Raw genomic sequence first — 17,167 nt, forward strand, 5'->3', positions numbered from 1 at the left:
TCGTAGTTCTCTACGACCCCACCCCACCCGGGGCCTGTAGGGACGGCTCAGTGGGCGCCGGTTCCGGTGAGCGAGCGGACCTCCAGTTCGGCGTACTTCTGGGCGTCCGGCTCCTCTTCGGAGAGCACCGACCCCAGCCAGCCGAGCAGGAAGCCCAGCGGGATGGAGATCAGGCCGGGGTTCTCCAGGGGGAAGACGGCGAAGTCCGCCCCGGGGAACATCGAGGTCTCCTTGCCGGAGACGACCGGCGAGAAGAGCACCAACAGGACCGAGGAGGCCAGGCCTCCGTAGACGGACCACAGCGCGCCGCGGGTGGTGAACCGCTTCCAAAACAGGCTGTAGAGGAGCGTCGGGAGGTTGGCGGAGGCGGCGACCGCGAAGGCCAGTGCCACCAGGCCGGCGACGTTCAGCCCGCGGGCGAAGACGCCCAGCACGATGGCGACCGCGCCGATCCCCACGGTCGCCCAGCGGGCCGCGCCGACCTCCTCCTTCTCGGTGGCCTTGCCCTTGCGGAGCACGTTGACGTACAGGTCGTGCGCGAAGGACGAGGACGAGGCGAGGGTGAGGCCGGCGACCACCGCGAGGATGGTGGCGAAGGCTACCGCGGAGATCACCGCGAGCAGGACGGCGCCGCCGGTGGAGCCGGGGCCGCCGCCGATCGCCTCGGCGAGGAGCGGGGCCGCGGTGTTGCCCGCCTTGTTGGAGGCGACGATGGTCTCCGGGTCGATGAGGGCGGCGGCGCCGAAGCCGAGCGCGATGGTCATCAGGTAGAAGACCCCGATGATGCCGATCGCCCAGTTCACCGACGTACGGGCGGCCTTGGCGGTGGGGACCGTGTAGAAGCGGATGAGGATGTGCGGCAGGCCCGCGGTGCCCAGGACCAGCGCCAGGCCCAGCGAGATGAAGTCGATCTTCGAGGTGGCGGTGGCGCCGTACTTCAGGCCGGGCTGGAGGAAGGCCGCGCCCTTGCCGCTGTGCTCCGCGGCGGCGCCGAGCAGCGACGAGAGGTTGAAGTGGAACTTCAGCGCCACCAGGAAGGTGATCAGCAGGGTGCCGGCGATCAGCAGCACCGCCTTGACCATCTGCACCCAGGTGGTGCCCTTCATCCCGCCAATGGTGACGTAGAGGATCATCACGATGCCGACGAGGACGACGACCAGGATCTTGCCGGCCTCGCTGGTGATGCCCAGCAGCAGGGTGACCAGCGCACCCGCGCCGGCCATCTGGGCGAGCAGGTAGAAGATCGAGACGACGATGGTGGAGGCGCCGGCGGCCGTCCGGACCGGGCGCTGGCGCATCCGGTAGGCGAGCACATCGCCCATGGTGAACCGGCCGGAGTTGCGCAGCGGCTCGGCGACCAGGAGCAGCGCCACGAGCCAGGCGACGAGGAAGCCAATGGAGTAGAGGAAGCCGTCGTAGCCGAAGAGGGCGATGGCGCCGGCGATGCCCAGGAAGGACGCGGCGGACATGTAGTCGCCGGAGATGGCCAGGCCGTTCTGGAAGCCGCTGAACTGTCGGCCGCCGGCGTAGAAGTCCTCCGCGCCCCTGGTCTGCCGGCCGGCCCAGACGGTGATGCCGAGGGTGGCGGCGACGAAGAGCGCGAAGAGGGTGACGATCAGGGCGCGGTGCTCCCCCGCGCCGCCGGCCGCCAGCGGCAACCCGAGCAGGGGGTGAGTGTGCGTCATGCTCCGCCCTCCAGACGGGACTTGATGGCTTCGGCCGCGGGGTCGAGCCGCCGGGCGGCGTGCCGCGAGTACCACCAGGCGATGAGGAAGGTGGTGGCGAACTGGGCGAGGCCGAGCACGAACGCCACATTGACGTGGCCGAGGACCTTGGTGGCCATGAAGCCGCCGGCGTAGCTCGACAGCAGCACGTACCCGAGGTACCAGAGGAGGAAGGCGAGGGTCAGCGGGAAGGCGAACGAGCGGTGTGCGCGGCGGAGTTCATCGAACTCGGCACTCGACTGCACCTGGCGGTAGTCGGGCGGCTCGTGCGTCCCCGGGTCGACGGTGGGTGTGGCACTCACGGAGTCTCCTGACGTGAGGGGGCTGATTCTGGGGCACGAAGGACGAGATGAGCGAGAAGGACAAGAAGGGTGAGAAGGGCGAGAAGGGCGAGGGTAAGGCCTGCATAAGTGACGTGGATCACGCATGCTAGGGCCGCGTCCGGCGATGCGACAGGGGGCCGGTTGGTTGAAATTCCGAGTATTCGAGGGAATGGGCCCACCGCCCGCCACCGCCGCGGGGGCGCTTCGTTGAGCCGGATGTGAATCCGCCGCCCCAGCAGGTCCCTCCCCCGCCCGCTCCCCGTCGGCGCCCGTACGGCAGCGTCCGGCTGCCCGCACCGCTCCCGGCCGCCCCCGCACCGCCCCGGCCGGGCGCCGACGCACGCCGCTGGTACGGCCGGCGGATCGCGCTGCCACTGCTCAGCATGGCCGCGCTGCGCCGACGGGGCTGACTCCCCGTCAGGCAAGGCCTGGGCGGGTCGGCGTCGGGTGCGGCGATGGTCGGGGGCGGCGTCGGGTCGGCATCGGTGCGGCGACGGTCGGGGCGGGGTCGGGTCGGCCCGAGGTTCCCCATCCGACGGTGCGTCAATATCCGTTCCATGGCGGGTTTTCCCGATTCCATTGCTGTGCCCCGGTGATCGCCGATAGCTTCACCTCGCACTGCATCCGCCCGTGCGCAAATCCGTGTCCGGGCGGTCTCACGGATGATGTGGAGTACCCATGGCTCATCCCCGTTCCAGACGCTTGCGGGCGCTGGCCGTGCCGCTCGGACTGGCCCTGACGGCGTCCCTCGGTTTCCTCCCGAACGCGGCCACCGCCGCTTCGCCGGACGCCGCCCCGGCCGACGGCCCGCAGCTCTCGTACGTCGTGAACACCACACCCGGCCACGCCACGGCCGGCAAGGTCGAGAAGGCGATATCCAGGGCCGGCGGGAAGGTGATCGTCGCCCATGAGCAGATCGGCGTGATCGTCGTCCACTCGGCCAACCCACAGTTCGCCGCCACCATGCGGACGGTGCCCGGCGTGCAGACCGCGGGCGCGACCCGTACCGCGCCGCTGAAGGCCACAGGCACCACCGACGTCGGCAAGCCGCAGAAGGTCGACCTGTCGACGTCGCAGCTCGCAGCGGCCGGCAAGGCGGCGAAGGCGAACGGGCAGGAGCCGCTCGAACCGCTGCAGTGGGACCTGCCCGCCATCAAGGCCGACCAGGCCGCGAAGGTGAACCCCGGCAGCAGGAAGGTCACCGTCGGCATCATCGACACCGGCGTGGACGACACCCACCCGGACCTCAAGGCCAACTTCTCGGCCCGGCAGTCCGCCAACTGCGTGGGCGGGGTGGCCGACACCTCCAAGGGAGCCTGGCGCCCCTGGGACCCGGCCAGCGACTACCACGGCACCCATGTCGCCGGCACCATCGCCGCCGCCCGCAACGGGGTCGGGGTGGCCGGCGTCGCCCCGGGCGTGAAGATCTCCGCCATCAAGGTCAGCGAGCCGGAGACCAGCCTCTTCTACGCCGAGAGCGTGGTCTGCGCCTTCGTCTTCGCGGCCGACCACGGCGTGGCGGTCACCAACAACAGCTACTACGTCGACCCGTGGATGTTCAACTGCAAGGATGACGCCGACCAGGCGGCCATCATTGACGCAGTCGGCCGGGCGGCGGGCTACGCCCAGCGCAAGGGCGTCCTCAATGTCGCCGCGGCGGGCAACTCCGGCCTCGACCTGGCGGCCACCAAGTTGACCGACTCCGGCAGCCCCAACGACTCCACGCCCGTCGAACGCACCGTCAACCCGAAGACCTGCTGGGACGTCCCGACCCAGCTGCCGGGCACGGTGACCGTCGCGGCGACCGGCGTGCAGAAGCGGAAGTCGTACTACTCCAACTACGGCCTGGGCCAGATCGACGTGGCCGCACCGGGCGGCGACTCCAAGCAGGTGCCCGAACTGCCCGCCAAGAACGGCAACATCCTCTCGACCATGCCGGGCGGCGACTGGGCCTACCTCGCCGGTACGTCCATGGCGACCCCGCATGTCGCGGGCGTGGCGGCGCTGCTCAAGAGCGCCCACCCCAAGGCGAGCCCGCAGGAGATCCAGTGGCTCCTCAAGGAGCAGGCGGACAACCCCGGCTGCCCCACGGACGACGCCACCTGCACCGGCACCAAGCACGTCAACAGCCACTTCGGCTACGGCATCGTCGATGCGCTCGACGCCGTGAAGAAGTGACCCAACCGGCCGGCACACCCGCACGCTGGGTGTGCCGGTCCGGCGCGTAACGGAACGGCCCCCGGGGCGCGTACTAGCGGACGGCCGCCCCGGGCACCGCGGGCGCCGGCTGCGGTGCGGCCCCCGGGGCGGGCACGGCGGCGGCGCGCAGGACACCGGCGGCCAGCGCGAACTGGGCCGCGGTGTAGGTGAGCATGATCCAGAACTGCGGGGCCGGGAGCTGCGGCCAGTGCGCGATACCGGTCGCGATCAGGGTGTCGGAGAGCAGGAAGAACAGCCCGCCGGCCGCGGCCCCGAGCCCCGCCCGCAGGGCGCCGAAGGCCATCGCGGTGAGCAGCAGGCTGTAGCCGGCGACCGGGATCCGCAGCTCCGCCGGGAGGTCCGGCCACAGCAGGGCGACGGTGCCGGCCAGCAGCAGTCCGTAGCCCGCGGCGAGCCCGGCCGTCGGCGCGCGCCGGCCGCCCGCGGGTGCCGTTCCGTGCCGGGCGAACAGCAGCAGGTAGCAGACGTGCCCGGCCGCGAACGAGCCCATGCCGACCAGGAAGACGGTGTCCCCGCCGATCTGGAGGAAGGTGTCGCCGCCGCAGCCGCACAGCAGCGCCCCGGCCAGCAACACCGGGCCGCCGCGCGCCAGGACGTACCCGGCGAGCACCGGCATCAGCGCGGGCTTGGTGACCTGCGCGACGGCCGTGACACCGGCGAGCAGCGCCCCGAGGTGGACGACGGACAGCACCACGAAGGCGCAGAGCAGGGGCCGTACCGCAGCGGGCAGGCGCGCCACCATCGGGCGCGACGTGTCGGAGGGCGGCACCGGGTTCATACGACGGGCTCCTCGACGGAGGGGCGGGCGGTGCCCGTCGGCTCCGCCGCTGCCCCGGTGCGCTCGGCCGGCCGCCAGCCCGGCCCGCGGAACACCCGTCCGGCGCGCTCGCTCCAGCTGCGCGCGGCCCGTACGTCGCGCGCGATGGCGGCGTACTCGTGGGTGGCCACCCGCAGCGGGTTGAACGTCTCGATGTTCTTGGTGAGTCCGTAGACAGGCCGCTCGGTCTCGGGGACGAACGACCCGAACATCCGGTCCCAGATGATCAGGATCCCGCCGAAGTTGCGGTCCAGGTAGCCGCCCTGCGAGGCGTGGTGGACCCGGTGGTGGGAGGGCGTGTTGAACAGGAACTCGACGGGCCGGGGCAGGGTGCCGATCCGCTCGGTGTGTACCCAGAACTGGTAGACGAGGTTGACGCCCGAGGTGAAGGCGATCGCCGCGGGGTGCACTCCGACGGCGACCATCGGGACGTAGAAGGGCCAGACGGTCCAGGTCGTCCAGGGCTGCCGCAGGGCGGTGGTGAAGTTGAACTTCTTGCTGGAGTGGTGGACCACGTGGCACGCCCACAGGACCCGGATGACGTGGTGCCCGCGGTGCGACCAGTAGTAGAAGAAGTCCTGCGCGAGCACCATCAGCAGCAGGGTCCACCACAGCACCGGTATCCGGAGCGGGGTGAGTTCGTAGACCGTGGCGTAGATCGCGACGATGGGGATCTTCCACAGCGCGTCGAAGACCAGGCTGCCGAGCCCCATCCCGACGCTGGTCGCCACGTCCTTGGCTTCGTAGCCCTCCGCGTCCTCGTCGGGATGGAGGCGATAGCTCACCATCTCCACCACGGTGAGCAGGACGAAGGCGGGGACGGACCACAACACGACATCGGGCAGGTGCGGCATGCCCCGCACCATAAGCGTGGCAGCGGGGGCGCCGCTAGGGGTTGTTACTCAGAAGTATGTGAGACCTGGTGTCAGCGGCCAGATCTGGCCCCGGCCGCGCTTCCCGGCGTACGGGCCGCAGCGCCACGGCCGGCAACCGGGCGCGACCAGGCAGAACGACACCGCATTCGCCGCCGAACTCCTTTTCTCATATGGCGAGTTGAGGAACATCACCGATAAGCGCCCTACGGGAACGAGCAGTTGCCGACGCCGCCCTCCCGCGCCTCGCGGAGCCGTGGGGCGGGCCCCGGCCCCCCTCTCCCCCGGCCGGGTCTCCGGCCTCGTGGACGGCGGCGGTTCGGTGGCTGTCGGTGGTGGCCCGTATCCTCAGTGACCATGCTCGAAGACCACATGGCAGCAGCCGCCGACCCGATCGCGCCGACCATCGGCCAGCAGCCGGGCCCGCAGACGCCGCCGGCTCCCTGGCCGGCCGGGTACCCCCAGGGGTACGCCGTGGTCGACGTGGAGACCACCGGCCTGGCCCGCGACGACCGGATCATCTCCGCCGCCGTGTACCAACTCGACGCACAGGGCGAGGTCCAGGACCACTGGTACACCCTGGTCAACCCGCAGCGGGACCCCGGGCCGGTGTGGATCCACGGACTGACCAGCGCCGTGCTGGCCGACGCCCCCCTCTTCCCGGAGATCGCCCCGGAGCTGTCCCGGCGCCTTGAGGACCGGGTGTTGGTGGCACACAACGCCATGTTCGACTGGTCGATGATCTCCCGGGAGTACGCCCGCGCCGCGGCAACCGCCCCGGTGCGCCAGCGGCTGTGCACCATCGCGCTCTCCAAGGAGCTGGGGCTGCCACTGCCCAACCACAAGCTGGAGTCGCTCGCCGCCCACTACGGCGTGGTCCAGCAGCAGGCCCACCACGCCCTGGACGACGCCCGAGTGCTGGCCGAGGCCTTCCGGCCCAGTCTGCGCAAGGCCGCGCGGCGGAACCTGCGGCTGCCGTTGCTGAGCTGCCAGCCGCTGACGGAGTGGTCGGACGCGCCCGCGCCCCGCCGGCCCGCCACCGCGGCGTACCGCCCCACCACCTGGCGGCCGTCCCGCAAGCGCCCGGCCTGCCCGTACCCCAATCCGGGGCGCTACGAGGCCGGCGGCCGGCTCGTCCAGGGGATGCGGGTCGCCTTCTCGGGGGACACCTCCGTCGACCGTGAGTTGCTGGAGGACCGGGCGATCGAGGCCGGGCTGCATGTGGCGACGAGCGTGTCCCGGGTGACCAGCCTGCTGGTGACCAACGATCCGGACGCCCGGACCTCCAAGACGACCAAGGCCGCCGCGTTCGGCACGGTCGTGATCGACGAGGCCGCCTTCATGCAGCTGCTCCAGGACGTCGAGCCGGCGCCTGCGTCCGGGTGAAGCCCGGTCAACACACCCGCCGGCACCTCGCCCCGCACGGGTCACGCCCGCACGCTGTGGCGCATGGCACGTTGTGAGGTCTGCGGAAACGACTACGGAATGACGTTCGAGGTGCACGCGCAGGGCGCGGTGCACGTCTTCGACTGCTTCTCCTGCGCCATCCACCGGATGGCACCGATCTGCGAGCACTGCCGGGTCCAGATCATCGGCCAGGGCGTCGAGGCGGACGGCAAGTGGTACTGCGGTGCGCACTGCGCCCGCTCAGACGGGCGGGTGGGCATCGTCGACCGGGTCTGACCGGCGCCGCGCGGTACGGGTCCGACCGGCGCCGCGCGGCCCTTCCCTACCGGGGCAGACCGGGCCGGGAGGGGACGAGGCGGTCCGGACCGGACCCGCCGCCGGGCCGACCGGACGCCCCAGGTACCGTCGGAGCCGTGTACCGCTTCCTGTTGTCCCGGCAGTGGGTGATCCTCACCCTCGTGGGTCTTGTGCTGATCCCCGTCATGATCAAGCTGGGCTTCTGGCAGCTGCACCGCCATGAGCACAAGGTCGCGCAGAACCAGCTCATCGCCTCCAGCCTGGCCGCCAAGCCGGTCCCGGTGACCGAGCTGGCCGCCCCCGGCCGGGACCTGCCGCGCCACGACATGTGGCGCACGGTCACCGCCACCGGCACCTACGACACCGCGCACGAGGTCGTGGTCCGCCAGCGCACCGCCGCCGACGAGCAGAGCATCGGCTACTACGTGCTGACCCCGCTGGTGCTGCCCGGCGGCGACGCCGTCCTGGTCAACCGCGGCTGGATCTCGGCGGGCAACGACCTCACCAAGTTCCCGGACGTCCCGGCGGCCGCCAAGGGCACGGTCACCGTGACCGGCCGGATGATGGCCGACGAGACCACCGCGGTCAGCGGCATCAAGGACACCAAGGGGCTGCCCCCGCGCCAGATCATGCTGATCAACAGCAAGGAACAGGCGAAGCGGGTGGGGCGGCCGATGCTCGGCGGCTACATCGAGCAGACCGGGCCCAAGCCGCCCGGCGGCACGCCGGAGATGGTGCCCGAGCCGGACCACGACTCCATCGGCCCGCACATGGCGTACGCGATCCAGTGGTGGCTGTTCGCCGCGGCGGTGCCGGTCGGCTGGGTCATCCTCGTCCGCCGTGAGCGCCGGGACCGGGCTGCCGCCGCGGCCACGGCGGCCCAGGAGGCGGCAGAGACCGGCGGGGCGGCGGAGACCGGCGAGCCGGCGGAGACCGGCGGGGCGGACGAGGCGGCCAAGGGCTCCGGTGCCCGGCAGGCCGAGGACGCGACCGCGTAGCCCGGACAGCCGTCACCGCCGCGTAGCGCGGCCGCCGGGCGGGAAAACCCGCTGAGTGCACCCACATATCGAGGACTATGCGCTCATCGGCGACCTGCAGACGGCCGCACTGGTCAGCCGGGACGGCTCGATCGACTGGCTCTGCCTGCCCCGCTTCGACTCCGCCGCCTGCTTCGCCGCCCTCCTCGGCGGCAAGGACAACGGCCACTGGACGCTCGCCCCGCACTCCCCCGAGGCCCGCGCCCAGCGCTCCTACCGCGGTGACTCGCTGATCCTCGACACCGTCTGGGAGACGCCCACCGGCCGGGTCCGGGTCACCGACTTCATGCCGCAGCGCGACCGCCAGCCCGACGTGGTACGGCTCGTGGAGGGCCTCGACGGCAGCGTCGAGATGCGCGGGGTGCTGCGGCTGCGGTTCGACTACGGGCGGGTGGTGCCGTGGGTGCGGGCCGCCGAGGGCTCCCGGGTGGCGATCGCCGGCCCGGACTCGGTGTGGCTGCGCACGCCCGCCCAAGGCACCACCTACGGCAAGGACTTCAGCACCCGCTCGGACTTCACCGTCGCCGCGGGCGAGCGCACCGCGTTCGTCCTGACCTGGCACCCCTCGCACGAGCCCCGGCCGGAGCCGATCGACCCGTTCCTGGCACTGACCGACACCCTGGAGGACTGGCACACCTGGTCCGCCCGCTGCCACTACGACGGCCCGTACCGGGAGGCCGTGGTCCGCTCGCTGATCACGCTCAAGGCGCTCACCTACGCGCCCACCGGCGGCATCGTCGCGGCCCCCACCACCTCGCTGCCCGAGGACCTGGGCGGCGTCCGCAACTGGGACTACCGCTACTGCTGGCTGCGCGACGCCAGCCTCACCCTGAACTGCCTGCTGTCCGCCGGCTATCTGGAGGAGGCCGGTGCCTGGCGGGACTGGCTGCTGCGCGCGGTGGCCGGCTCCCCCGACGACCTGCAGATCATGTACGGGCTGGCCGGCGAGCGGCGGCTGCCGGAGTCCGAACTGTCCTGGCTGACCGGCTACTACGACTCCGCGCCGGTCCGGATCGGGAACGCCGCCGTCGAGCAGCGGCAGCTCGACGTCTACGGCGAGGTGATCGACTCCTTCCACATCGCGCGCACCGCGGGGCTGCCGGCGGAGGAACACGCCTGGAGCATCCAGCGGGCGCTGATCGACTATCTGGAGTCCACCTGGCGCGACCCCGACGAGGGGCTGTGGGAGATCCGCGGACCGCGCCGGCACTTCGTCCACTCCAAGGTCATGGCCTGGGTGGCGGCCGACCGGGCGGTGCGGGCGCTGGAGGCCGACCCGAAGCTGGGCGGCGACGTCAACCGCTGGCGGGCGATGCGCGAGGAGGTGCACCGGGAGGTGTGCGAGCGGGGCTACGACGCCGCGCGCGGCACCTTCACCCAGTTCTACGGCTCGGCCGAGCTGGACGCCGCCACCCTGCTGATCCCCCGGGTCGGCTTCCTCCCCGCCGACGACCCCCGGGTGGTGGGCACCATCGACACGGTGCGCCGGGAGCTGACGCTCCCCCATCGCCCTGCAGGCAGGGGAGGTGCCCCCATCGGCCTGGTGCGCCGTTACAGCACCGAGGGCGTCTCCGTCGACGGACTGCCGGGCGACGAGGGCACGTTCCTGGTCTGCTCGTTCTGGCTGGCCGACGCGTTGCAGCTGAGCGGCCGGCGGCGGGAGGCCGCCGAGCTGTTCGAGCGGCTGCTGGAGCTGCGCAACGACGTCGGGCTGCTCTCCGAGGAGTACGACCCGGCCGCGCGCCGCCAGCTGGGCAACTTCCCCCAGGCGTTCAGCCACATCGGCCTGGTGGGGACCGCCTTCGGGTTGCTCGACGGGGTGCGGGCAGACTAGGGCCATGGATCTGGGACTCACCGACCGCACGTACATCGTCACCGGCGCGACCCGCGGCCTGGGCCTCGCCACCGCCCGTGCGCTGGTGGCCGAGGGCGCGCACGTCGTGCTCAGCGGGCGCACCGAGGCCGCCGTGGCCGAGGCGGCGGCCTCGCTGGGCGACCGCGCCCTGGCCGTGGCCGCCGACAACGCCGACCCGGAGGCCGCGGCCCGCCTGATGGCCGCGGCCCGCGAGCACTTCGGCCGGTTGGACGGCGTCTTGATCAGCGTGGGCGGCCCGCCGCCCGGCACCGCCGCCGACACCACCGACGAGCAGTGGCGGTCGGCCTTCGAGTCGGTCTTCCTGGGCGCGGTGCGGCTGGCCCGGACGGCCGCCGCGGAGCTGACGGAGGGCGGGGTGATCGGCTTCGTCCTCTCCGGTTCGGTGTACGAGCCGATCGGCGGCCTGACGGTCTCCAACGGCCTGCGCCCCGGCCTCGCCGGCTTCGCCAAGTCGCTCGCCGACGAGTTGGGCCCGCGCGGCATCCGCGTCCTGGGCGTGCTGCCCGGGCGGATCGCCACCGACCGGATGACCCAGCTCGACGCGCTCTCCGGCGACCCGGAGGGCAGCCGGGCCCGCAACTGCGCCACCATCCCGCTGGGCCGCTACGGCGACCCGGAGGAGTTCGGCCGGGTCGCGGCGTTCCTGCTGTCGCCGGCCGCCTCCTACGTCACCGGTGTGATGGTGCCGGTGGACGGCGGGGCCCGGCGCGGGTTCTGACGGCTCCGGGCACAGCGGGATGCTCTTGGAGTGAGGGGCGTCCGTGTGCGAGAGCTCTTCCCCCACCAGAAGGCCTTGCGCTCGGGTAGCTACGACGGGAGGACAGGGGGGCGCGCTCAGGCGTTGTGGTGACTGCCCGCCCACACGGCGGGGGTCCGCTGCGCCCAGGGAGCGGCCCGTTCCAGCTGTCCGGCGAGACGGAACAGGACGTCCTCGCGCCCGTATCCCGCGGCGAACTGGATGCCGACCGGGAGGCCGGTGGCGGGGTCGGTCTCCAGGGGGACGGACATGGCGGGGGTGCCCGCGACATTGAACGCGGCGGTGAACGGCGAGCGGTGGAGAAGTTGCCTGAGCCAGCCGAGACCGTCGGCGCCCTCGGCGCCCTCGGCGTACCTGCCCAAGGGGACGGGCAGTTCGGGCAGGGTCGGGGTGAGCAGCAGGTCGCGGTCGGTGAAGTACTGGCCGATCGCGCGCGCGACGCGGTTGCGCAGGGCGAGCGCGTGGACGAACTCGGCCCCGCTGACCTGCTGTCCGTAGACGTAACTGGCCAGCATCTCGGGTTCGACGGTGGTGGCGTCGACGGGTCGCTCGAAGGCCGCGGCGAAACCGTCGATCCACGTCACCAGATTGGTGCTCCAGAGGCGGGCATTGGCCAGGACGAATTCCTCCCAGCTGACCCCGAGGTCGACCTGGACCTCGTCCACCCGGTGCCCCAGGGACTCGGCGAGTCGTGCGGCGCGGAGCGTGGCGTCGACGACGGTGCCGTCGACCGCCCGACCGCCCCACGGCCGCGTCAGGAGGCCGATCCTCAGGCTGCCCGGGGAGCGGGTGATCTCCTGCGCATAGGGCCGCTCCGGCCGCTGGGCGAAATAGGGGTCACCGACCTCGGGGCCGTGGACGAGGTCCAACAGCGCGGCGCTGTCGCGTACCGAGCGGCTGAGGACGCCGTGGACGGCGAGCCCGTTGAAGACCTCGTCCGCGTCGGGGCCCATGGAGATCCGACCGCGGGTCGGCTTCAGCCCGAACAGACCGTTGCTGGCGGCGGGGACACGGATGGAGCCCGCTGCGTCGGTGGCATGCGCGATCGGGACGATGCCCGCGGCGACGGCGGCTCCCGAGCCGCCGCTGGAGCCGCCAGGACTACGGGTCGGGTCCCAGGGGTTACGGGTGGCGCCGTACCGGACGCCTTCCGTGGTGGTGCTGTAGGCGAACTCCGGAGTCGCCGTGCGTCCGAGCGTCACCAGCCCGGCGCGCCGGAAGCGCGCCATGAGCGATGAGTCGGCCCCGGCGACGTTTCCTGCGGCTATACGGCTTCCCAGCTCCACCCGCTTGCCGGCCATCGCGACGGCGATGTCCTTGATCAGGAAGGGCACCCCCGCCAGTGGCGAACTGCCCGGAGCCGGCGTGTCCTGTGCGGGCCAGGTCTCGACGACGGCGTTGACCTGCGGATTCACCACGTCGGACGCCTGCTGGGCGGTTGAGGCGAGTTCCGCGGCCGTCACATGGCCGCGAGCCACCAGGTCGGCCAGGGCGACGCCGTCGTGGTGCACGTACTCGGAGAGCTTCATTTCGTCCCTTCAGGAGCATCGGTACCGCCGGCACTACCGATCGGTATCTCACGAGACCGATCGGTATCATGCGGGACTGGGCGGTACCGTAGCATTGCTGCCAGGTGGTGCAATGCCCCACCGGACCGATGAGGGGCCGTATGGCGAGCATGGACAGGGTCAGTAGGCAGAGCAGGGTGGCCAAGTTGCCGCCCCGGGAGCGGATCCTTGACGCGGCGGAGGAGCTCTTCTCGCGCGAGGGGATCAGGGCGGTGGGCGTCCAGGCGATCGCCAGCCGGGCCGAGACCACCAAGATGGCGCTGTACCGCCATTTCGCGACCAAGGACGCGCTGGTCGAGGAGTGGCTCCGCATCGTCGCGGCCGACTACACCGCCGCGTTCGACCAGGTGGAGGCCGCACACCCCGACGAACCCCGGGCGCAGATCCTGGGGATGGCCCGGTTCTTCGCCGACGGACTTCCCGAGATTTCCCACCGCGGGTGTCCGTTCATCAACTCCGTGGCGGAACTGCCCGACCGCACCCACCCGGCGCGTCGGCTGATCGAGGCCCACAAGGCGGGCCAGGTGCGCCGGCTCGCCGACCTGTGCGCCCGGGCCGGGCTGACCGATCCGGACGAGGCGGCCGCGGAGATCACCTTCGCCCTCGAAGGAGCCCAGGTAAGCACCCAGAACGGAAGCATCGAGCACGCGGGGGAGCGGCTCATGAGGATCGTCGAGGCCGTCCTGGACCGCCACTCGGCCCCCGAGGCCGCCCCGTGACGGGTGGCGCCACGGAGTGATCCTGGTGTGGTGGAGCGGCCGGACGGCAGTGGGCTCCTGCTCGTCCTGCCCCTAACTCACCCGCTCCGCACGGTGTTTGACCGCCCGGAGCCGGACGTCCGCCGGCAGGTGGTCGAGCCCGGCGGAGCCGCGGGCGTGCGCCACCGCCTCGTCGGACAGCCGCCGCAGCACCGTGCCGGGGTCGGCGTGCGGGGCGAGCGCCAGGGAGGCGCGGAGACGGGGTTCGGTGCGGCGCCCGGTCAGCCGGATGCCGGCCCGGTCGACGCCGTCGAGGGACTCGGTCTCGGCGGCCAGCACGTCCTCCAGGGCCCGGCCGCGCAGCAGGGCGCCCTCGCCGTCGCCGCTGTCGACGAGGAGCCCGCTCAGCCGTTGCCGGCGCAGCTGGACCAGCAGCCACCACAGCATCAGCAGCACCAGGACGGCCAGCGCGGCGATGACGACGGGCCACCACCAGCCCTGGTCGGTCCACCGGGTGCGCTGCTGTGGGGCGAGCAGCACGTCGCCGGGGCGGGACCACGGCCAGTGGGCGGGCAGTGCCAGGTGCCACCGGGCGGGCAGGTCGAACCCGCCGAACAGCACCAGGCCGCCGGTGCCCAGCAGCACCACCCCGGCGAGTCCCAGCAGCACCCGGTTGACCGTCCTGCGGATCCTGCGCATCGTGCTCACCTCTTCTTCGGGCGCCGGACGTGCACGGTCAGACCGAAACGGTGCGCCAGGCCCAACTGCCGCAGCCCCTCGCCGAGCGCGGTGTCGAGGTCGGCACGGACCTCGTCCAGTGCGCGGAAGTGCGAGACGGCGTGTGCGGTGGCCTTGCGCCGGCTGACGGTCATCCGTACGGACTGCACCCCGGCGACCTCCATGGCGCGGTCGCGCAGCACCAGCGCCGCGGCCGAGCGGTCGAGCCCGGCCCGGACGTCCGGGGCGACCGGGCGCATCGGCAGCAGCTGGCGCAGGCCCGGGGTGACGGCCAGCACGATCAGCCAGATGCCGAGCACCACGGCCAGCGCGGCGGCGCCCAGCACCCAGGGGCTGTCGAGGTGACGGATGGCCAGTTCGCGGGCGAGCCAGCGGCGCCAGGCCATCGCGGGGCGGTGGGCACGCACCGCGGCGACGTCGTAGAGCAGCAGCCCCGCGGCGCCCAGCACCACCAGGGCGACCACGGCGGCGGGCACCCGGCGGGCGGACCAAAAGCGCCGGGTCCGGCCGTCGTCCGCACCTCCGCGGCCGCCCGGCCCGGCGCCGGACCGCTCGTCGTCGGGGTGCCGGTCACCGGGCCCCTGGTCACCGGGCCCCCGGCCGCCCGATCCCCGGTCGCCGGCTCCCTTGCCCCCGGACTCCTTGTCCCCGGACTCCTTGTCGAGCGTCGGCAGCCGCCGGGTGTCCCTGCGCCCGGGCTGCTCCTCCTGCTGGTCCCGCTCCTCCGCGCCGCTGTCGCTCATCGCACCCTCTCCCGGGCCCCGCCCTCCAGCAGCGCGGAGCGCAGCCGCTCGACCTCCACCGCGACCTCCGGCACCGTCATGCCCGCCAGCTCCTGCACCCGCGCGCTGACGTGCGCACGCACCGCCCGGCACTGCGCGCCGACGTCCGAGGGGTAGCCGAGCTCCACCGCGAGCTGCACCCGTGCCTCGCCCAAGTGCTCGCGGTCCTCGCGCCGGTGGACCGTCACCGTGGCGTGCGCATCCGTACGGGCCTGCGGGGACCCTGCGCGCAGCGCCTCACGGGCGGCCTGGGCGGCGATCTTCGCCACCACCCGGTCCGCGATCCTGGTCGCGCCGCGCCCGCCCGCCGGTACGTCAGCGGCGGTGGCGGGCGGGGACACCGTCGCCACCCGGTCTCACCGCCGCCGGCCGTCGCGGTCGCCGCTGCGCGTGCGGAAGAAATCGCCGGCTTCCAGGTCCCCGTCGAGGAACCGACCGGCGACGAACCCGATGGCGCCCAGCGCCGCCACCACGACGAAGGCCCCGAAGCCGCCGAAGTACCCGGCGAAGCCCAGCGCCATACCGGCCAAGAGGCCAACCACGGCCATGCTCATCGTGCGCTCCTCGCTGCCGTTCGGTAGGGGCCCGCTCACTGGAGCCGGGGCTCCGCTCCCTCTTCTTCGTCCGCTTCGTCGGGCAGCTTGACGTCGCTGACCGCGATATTGACCTCGACGACCTCCAGGCCGGTCATCCGCTCGACGGCGGAGATGACGTGCTCCCGGACGGTCCGCGCGACATCGGCGATGGCGACGCCGTAGTCCACCACGATCTCCAGGTCCAGCGCGGTCTGCACCTCGCCGACCTCGGCCTTCACCCCACGGGTGGCGGTCGCCGACCGACTGCTGCCGGGCACCCGCTCCCGTACGGCGCCGAGCGTGCGGGCCAGGCCGCTGCCCATGGCGTGCACCCCGACGACGTCCCGGGCCGCCAGTCCGGCGATCTTCTCGACGACTCCGTCGGCGATGGTGGTCCGGCCGCGGGACGCGGGGTCGCCGCCGCCACGCCTGGTCGGCGTCCTGGGCTCCTCTGACTGCTGCTGGCTCTCGGTCATCGCCGTCCGGCCCTTTCCGCGGGGAGAAAACGGTCATCCCGCTACGGATCACCACAGTAGGCGCGCGGCGTCGGGGCGGCTCCGCGGGTGCGGCGAAGGAGTGCTCCTTGCAGGGCCGTTCGGCGCACCGCCCTGCCGTACGGGCGGTTCTGCGGCAGTCTGGGGACGTCCGGCCGCGGTCCGGGGCCGGTCCGCGAGGTCCGCGCCGGGCAGCCCGGAAACCGGGAGGGCCGGGAGCCGGAACGCCGGGACATAAGGGGTGACGCGGTGGCCGCGAACCAGTTGGCGCAGTCGGTGCGCCGGCAGCTAGGGATCGGCCGGGTGCTGCCGCTCGGCGGGCCCGCGGACGGGTCCTGGATCACCGAGGAGGCGGCCGCCGGGGCGCTGCGGGCGTCCGCCGGGGTGCCTCCGGGCGTCCGGCTGGGCGCCCTGCGGCTGTCCGTCGCGGATCCGGAGGGCGCCCCGGAGTCCGTGGTTCCGGCGCCGCCCAGCGCACTGCCGCCGGGCCCGCTGCGGATCGAGGCGGAGTTCGCCGCGGTCCCCGACCAGCCACTGCCGGCCGTGGCCGACCAGGTGCGCACCGCGCTGCTGGAGGCGTCGGTCCAGCAGCTGGGGCTGGTGGTGGCGGCGGTGGATCTGCGGGTGAGCGGGCTGTTGGAGGCGGGCGCGGCCCCGCCGGCACCCGTGCCGCCGGGGCCACCGGCCGCTCCGGCGGCCGTGCCGGCGGCCGGCGCACCGGAGCCCCTGGAGGGCGCCGCGGGCATCGCCGTAGTGATGCGCGAGGTGGCGGGGGTGGCCCGCCCGGCGCCGGTGCTGGGCGGGCAGTCCCGCGCGGTCCGGCTGACCGCCGGTCATGCGCTGGTCCAACTGGCGGTCGCGGCCGGGTACCGCGCACTCGATGTCGCGCACGCCGTACGGCAGGCGGTGGCCGCCGCACCGCCCCGGCCGTCGACGGTGGCCGTGCTGGTCACGGCCGTCGATCGGGAGTGAGCCGGGCGGC

19 protein-coding genes are annotated in these 17,167 nt (G+C 73.0%); 9 read left to right on the forward strand and 10 right to left on the reverse strand.

Features of this window, described 5'->3' with window-relative positions; all coding sequences use genetic code 11:
- Positions 1 to 47 precede the first annotated feature (47 nt).
- Positions 48 to 1,685, reverse strand: coding sequence for a cation acetate symporter (locus AB0G84_RS15035; protein WP_361320083.1), 1,638 nt, complete (start codon positions 1,683 to 1,685; stop codon positions 48 to 50).
- Positions 1,682 to 2,026 (reverse strand): DUF485 domain-containing protein, encoded by a 345-nt coding sequence (locus AB0G84_RS15040; protein ID WP_361320086.1) that lies wholly within the window; start codon positions 2,024 to 2,026, stop codon positions 1,682 to 1,684. The genes AB0G84_RS15035 and AB0G84_RS15040 overlap by 4 nt, the downstream gene beginning before the upstream one ends.
- Before the next feature lie 239 nt (positions 2,027 to 2,265).
- On the opposite strand from AB0G84_RS15040, the gene AB0G84_RS15045 reads away from it, so the two are divergent.
- Positions 2,266 to 2,457 (forward strand): hypothetical protein, encoded by a 192-nt coding sequence (locus AB0G84_RS15045; RefSeq protein WP_361320089.1) that lies wholly within the window; start codon positions 2,266 to 2,268, stop codon positions 2,455 to 2,457.
- 268 nt (positions 2,458 to 2,725) lie between these two features.
- Positions 2,726 to 4,225, forward strand: a complete 1,500-nt coding sequence (locus tag AB0G84_RS15050; protein WP_361320092.1) for a S8 family serine peptidase — start codon at positions 2,726 to 2,728, stop codon at positions 4,223 to 4,225.
- A gap of 73 nt (positions 4,226 to 4,298) precedes the next feature.
- Here AB0G84_RS15050 and AB0G84_RS15055 read toward each other — a convergent pair whose 3' ends face one another.
- Both AB0G84_RS15055 and AB0G84_RS15060 read right to left on the reverse strand, forming a co-directional pair.
- Positions 4,299 to 5,009 carry a lysoplasmalogenase gene (locus AB0G84_RS15055; RefSeq protein ID WP_361320539.1) on the reverse strand — a complete coding sequence of 237 codons (711 nt, stop codon included), beginning with the start codon at positions 5,007 to 5,009 and terminating at the stop codon, positions 4,299 to 4,301.
- Positions 5,010 to 5,041: 32 nt separating this feature from the next.
- Complete coding sequence (locus tag AB0G84_RS15060) at positions 5,042 to 5,938, reverse strand: sterol desaturase family protein (protein WP_361320095.1); 897 nt, start codon at positions 5,936 to 5,938, stop codon at positions 5,042 to 5,044.
- A gap of 375 nt (positions 5,939 to 6,313) precedes the next feature.
- Here AB0G84_RS15060 and AB0G84_RS15065 point away from each other — a divergent pair, with 375 nt between their 5' ends.
- The 5 genes from AB0G84_RS15065 (at position 6,314) to AB0G84_RS15085 (ending at position 11,291) form a co-directional block, all read left to right on the forward strand.
- Positions 6,314 to 7,342 carry a DEDDh family exonuclease gene (locus tag AB0G84_RS15065; protein ID WP_361320098.1) on the forward strand — a complete coding sequence of 343 codons (1,029 nt, stop codon included), beginning with the start codon at positions 6,314 to 6,316 and terminating at the stop codon, positions 7,340 to 7,342.
- A gap of 63 nt (positions 7,343 to 7,405) precedes the next feature.
- Positions 7,406 to 7,639 carry a hypothetical protein gene (locus AB0G84_RS15070; RefSeq protein WP_077192103.1) on the forward strand — a complete coding sequence of 78 codons (234 nt, stop codon included), beginning with the start codon at positions 7,406 to 7,408 and terminating at the stop codon, positions 7,637 to 7,639.
- A gap of 137 nt (positions 7,640 to 7,776) precedes the next feature.
- Positions 7,777 to 8,658 carry an SURF1 family protein gene (locus tag AB0G84_RS15075; RefSeq protein WP_361320101.1) on the forward strand — a complete coding sequence of 294 codons (882 nt, stop codon included), beginning with the start codon at positions 7,777 to 7,779 and terminating at the stop codon, positions 8,656 to 8,658.
- A gap of 55 nt (positions 8,659 to 8,713) precedes the next feature.
- Positions 8,714 to 10,531, forward strand: a complete 1,818-nt coding sequence (locus AB0G84_RS15080; RefSeq protein ID WP_361320104.1) for a glycoside hydrolase family 15 protein — start codon at positions 8,714 to 8,716, stop codon at positions 10,529 to 10,531.
- Between the two features lie 4 nt (positions 10,532 to 10,535).
- Positions 10,536 to 11,291: an SDR family oxidoreductase gene (locus AB0G84_RS15085; protein ID WP_361320107.1), complete on the forward strand. Its 756-nt coding sequence runs from the start codon at positions 10,536 to 10,538 to the stop codon at positions 11,289 to 11,291.
- A 116-nt stretch (positions 11,292 to 11,407) separates the two neighbouring features.
- On the opposite strand, the gene AB0G84_RS15090 is transcribed toward AB0G84_RS15085, so the two are convergent.
- A complete protein-coding gene (locus tag AB0G84_RS15090) occupies positions 11,408 to 12,859 on the reverse strand; it encodes an amidase (RefSeq protein ID WP_361320110.1) in 1,452 nt (483 codons plus the stop codon).
- 149 nt (positions 12,860 to 13,008) lie between these two features.
- Here AB0G84_RS15090 and AB0G84_RS15095 point away from each other — a divergent pair, with 149 nt between their 5' ends.
- Positions 13,009 to 13,617: a helix-turn-helix domain-containing protein gene (locus tag AB0G84_RS15095; RefSeq protein WP_361320541.1), complete on the forward strand. Its 609-nt coding sequence runs from the start codon at positions 13,009 to 13,011 to the stop codon at positions 13,615 to 13,617.
- A 72-nt stretch (positions 13,618 to 13,689) separates the two neighbouring features.
- Here AB0G84_RS15095 and amaP read toward each other — a convergent pair whose 3' ends face one another.
- Genes amaP through AB0G84_RS15120 form a run of 5 tightly spaced genes read right to left on the reverse strand, consistent with a single transcriptional unit; the run spans position 13,690 to position 16,167 of the window.
- Positions 13,690 to 14,295, reverse strand: coding sequence for an alkaline shock response membrane anchor protein AmaP (amaP, locus tag AB0G84_RS15100; protein WP_361320113.1), 606 nt, complete (start codon positions 14,293 to 14,295; stop codon positions 13,690 to 13,692).
- A gap of 5 nt (positions 14,296 to 14,300) precedes the next feature.
- Positions 14,301 to 15,077: a DUF6286 domain-containing protein gene (locus AB0G84_RS15105; protein WP_361320116.1), complete on the reverse strand. Its 777-nt coding sequence runs from the start codon at positions 15,075 to 15,077 to the stop codon at positions 14,301 to 14,303.
- Complete coding sequence (locus AB0G84_RS15110) at positions 15,074 to 15,466, reverse strand: hypothetical protein (protein WP_361320119.1); 393 nt, start codon at positions 15,464 to 15,466, stop codon at positions 15,074 to 15,076. The genes AB0G84_RS15105 and AB0G84_RS15110 overlap by 4 nt, the downstream gene beginning before the upstream one ends.
- A gap of 6 nt (positions 15,467 to 15,472) precedes the next feature.
- Positions 15,473 to 15,670, reverse strand: a complete 198-nt coding sequence (locus AB0G84_RS15115; RefSeq protein ID WP_361320122.1) for a hypothetical protein — start codon at positions 15,668 to 15,670, stop codon at positions 15,473 to 15,475.
- 35 nt (positions 15,671 to 15,705) lie between these two features.
- Positions 15,706 to 16,167: an Asp23/Gls24 family envelope stress response protein gene (locus AB0G84_RS15120; RefSeq protein WP_361320125.1), complete on the reverse strand. Its 462-nt coding sequence runs from the start codon at positions 16,165 to 16,167 to the stop codon at positions 15,706 to 15,708.
- Between the two features lie 267 nt (positions 16,168 to 16,434).
- Here AB0G84_RS15120 and AB0G84_RS15125 point away from each other — a divergent pair, with 267 nt between their 5' ends.
- Complete coding sequence (locus tag AB0G84_RS15125) at positions 16,435 to 17,157, forward strand: hypothetical protein (protein WP_361320128.1); 723 nt, start codon at positions 16,435 to 16,437, stop codon at positions 17,155 to 17,157.
- The last annotated feature ends 10 nt before the right edge of the window (positions 17,158 to 17,167 follow it).

Origin of the sequence: Streptomyces sp. NPDC020742 (genome assembly GCF_040641675.1) — a bacterium.
In the GTDB taxonomy this organism is placed as follows: Bacteria; Actinomycetota; Actinomycetes; order Streptomycetales; family Streptomycetaceae; genus Streptomyces.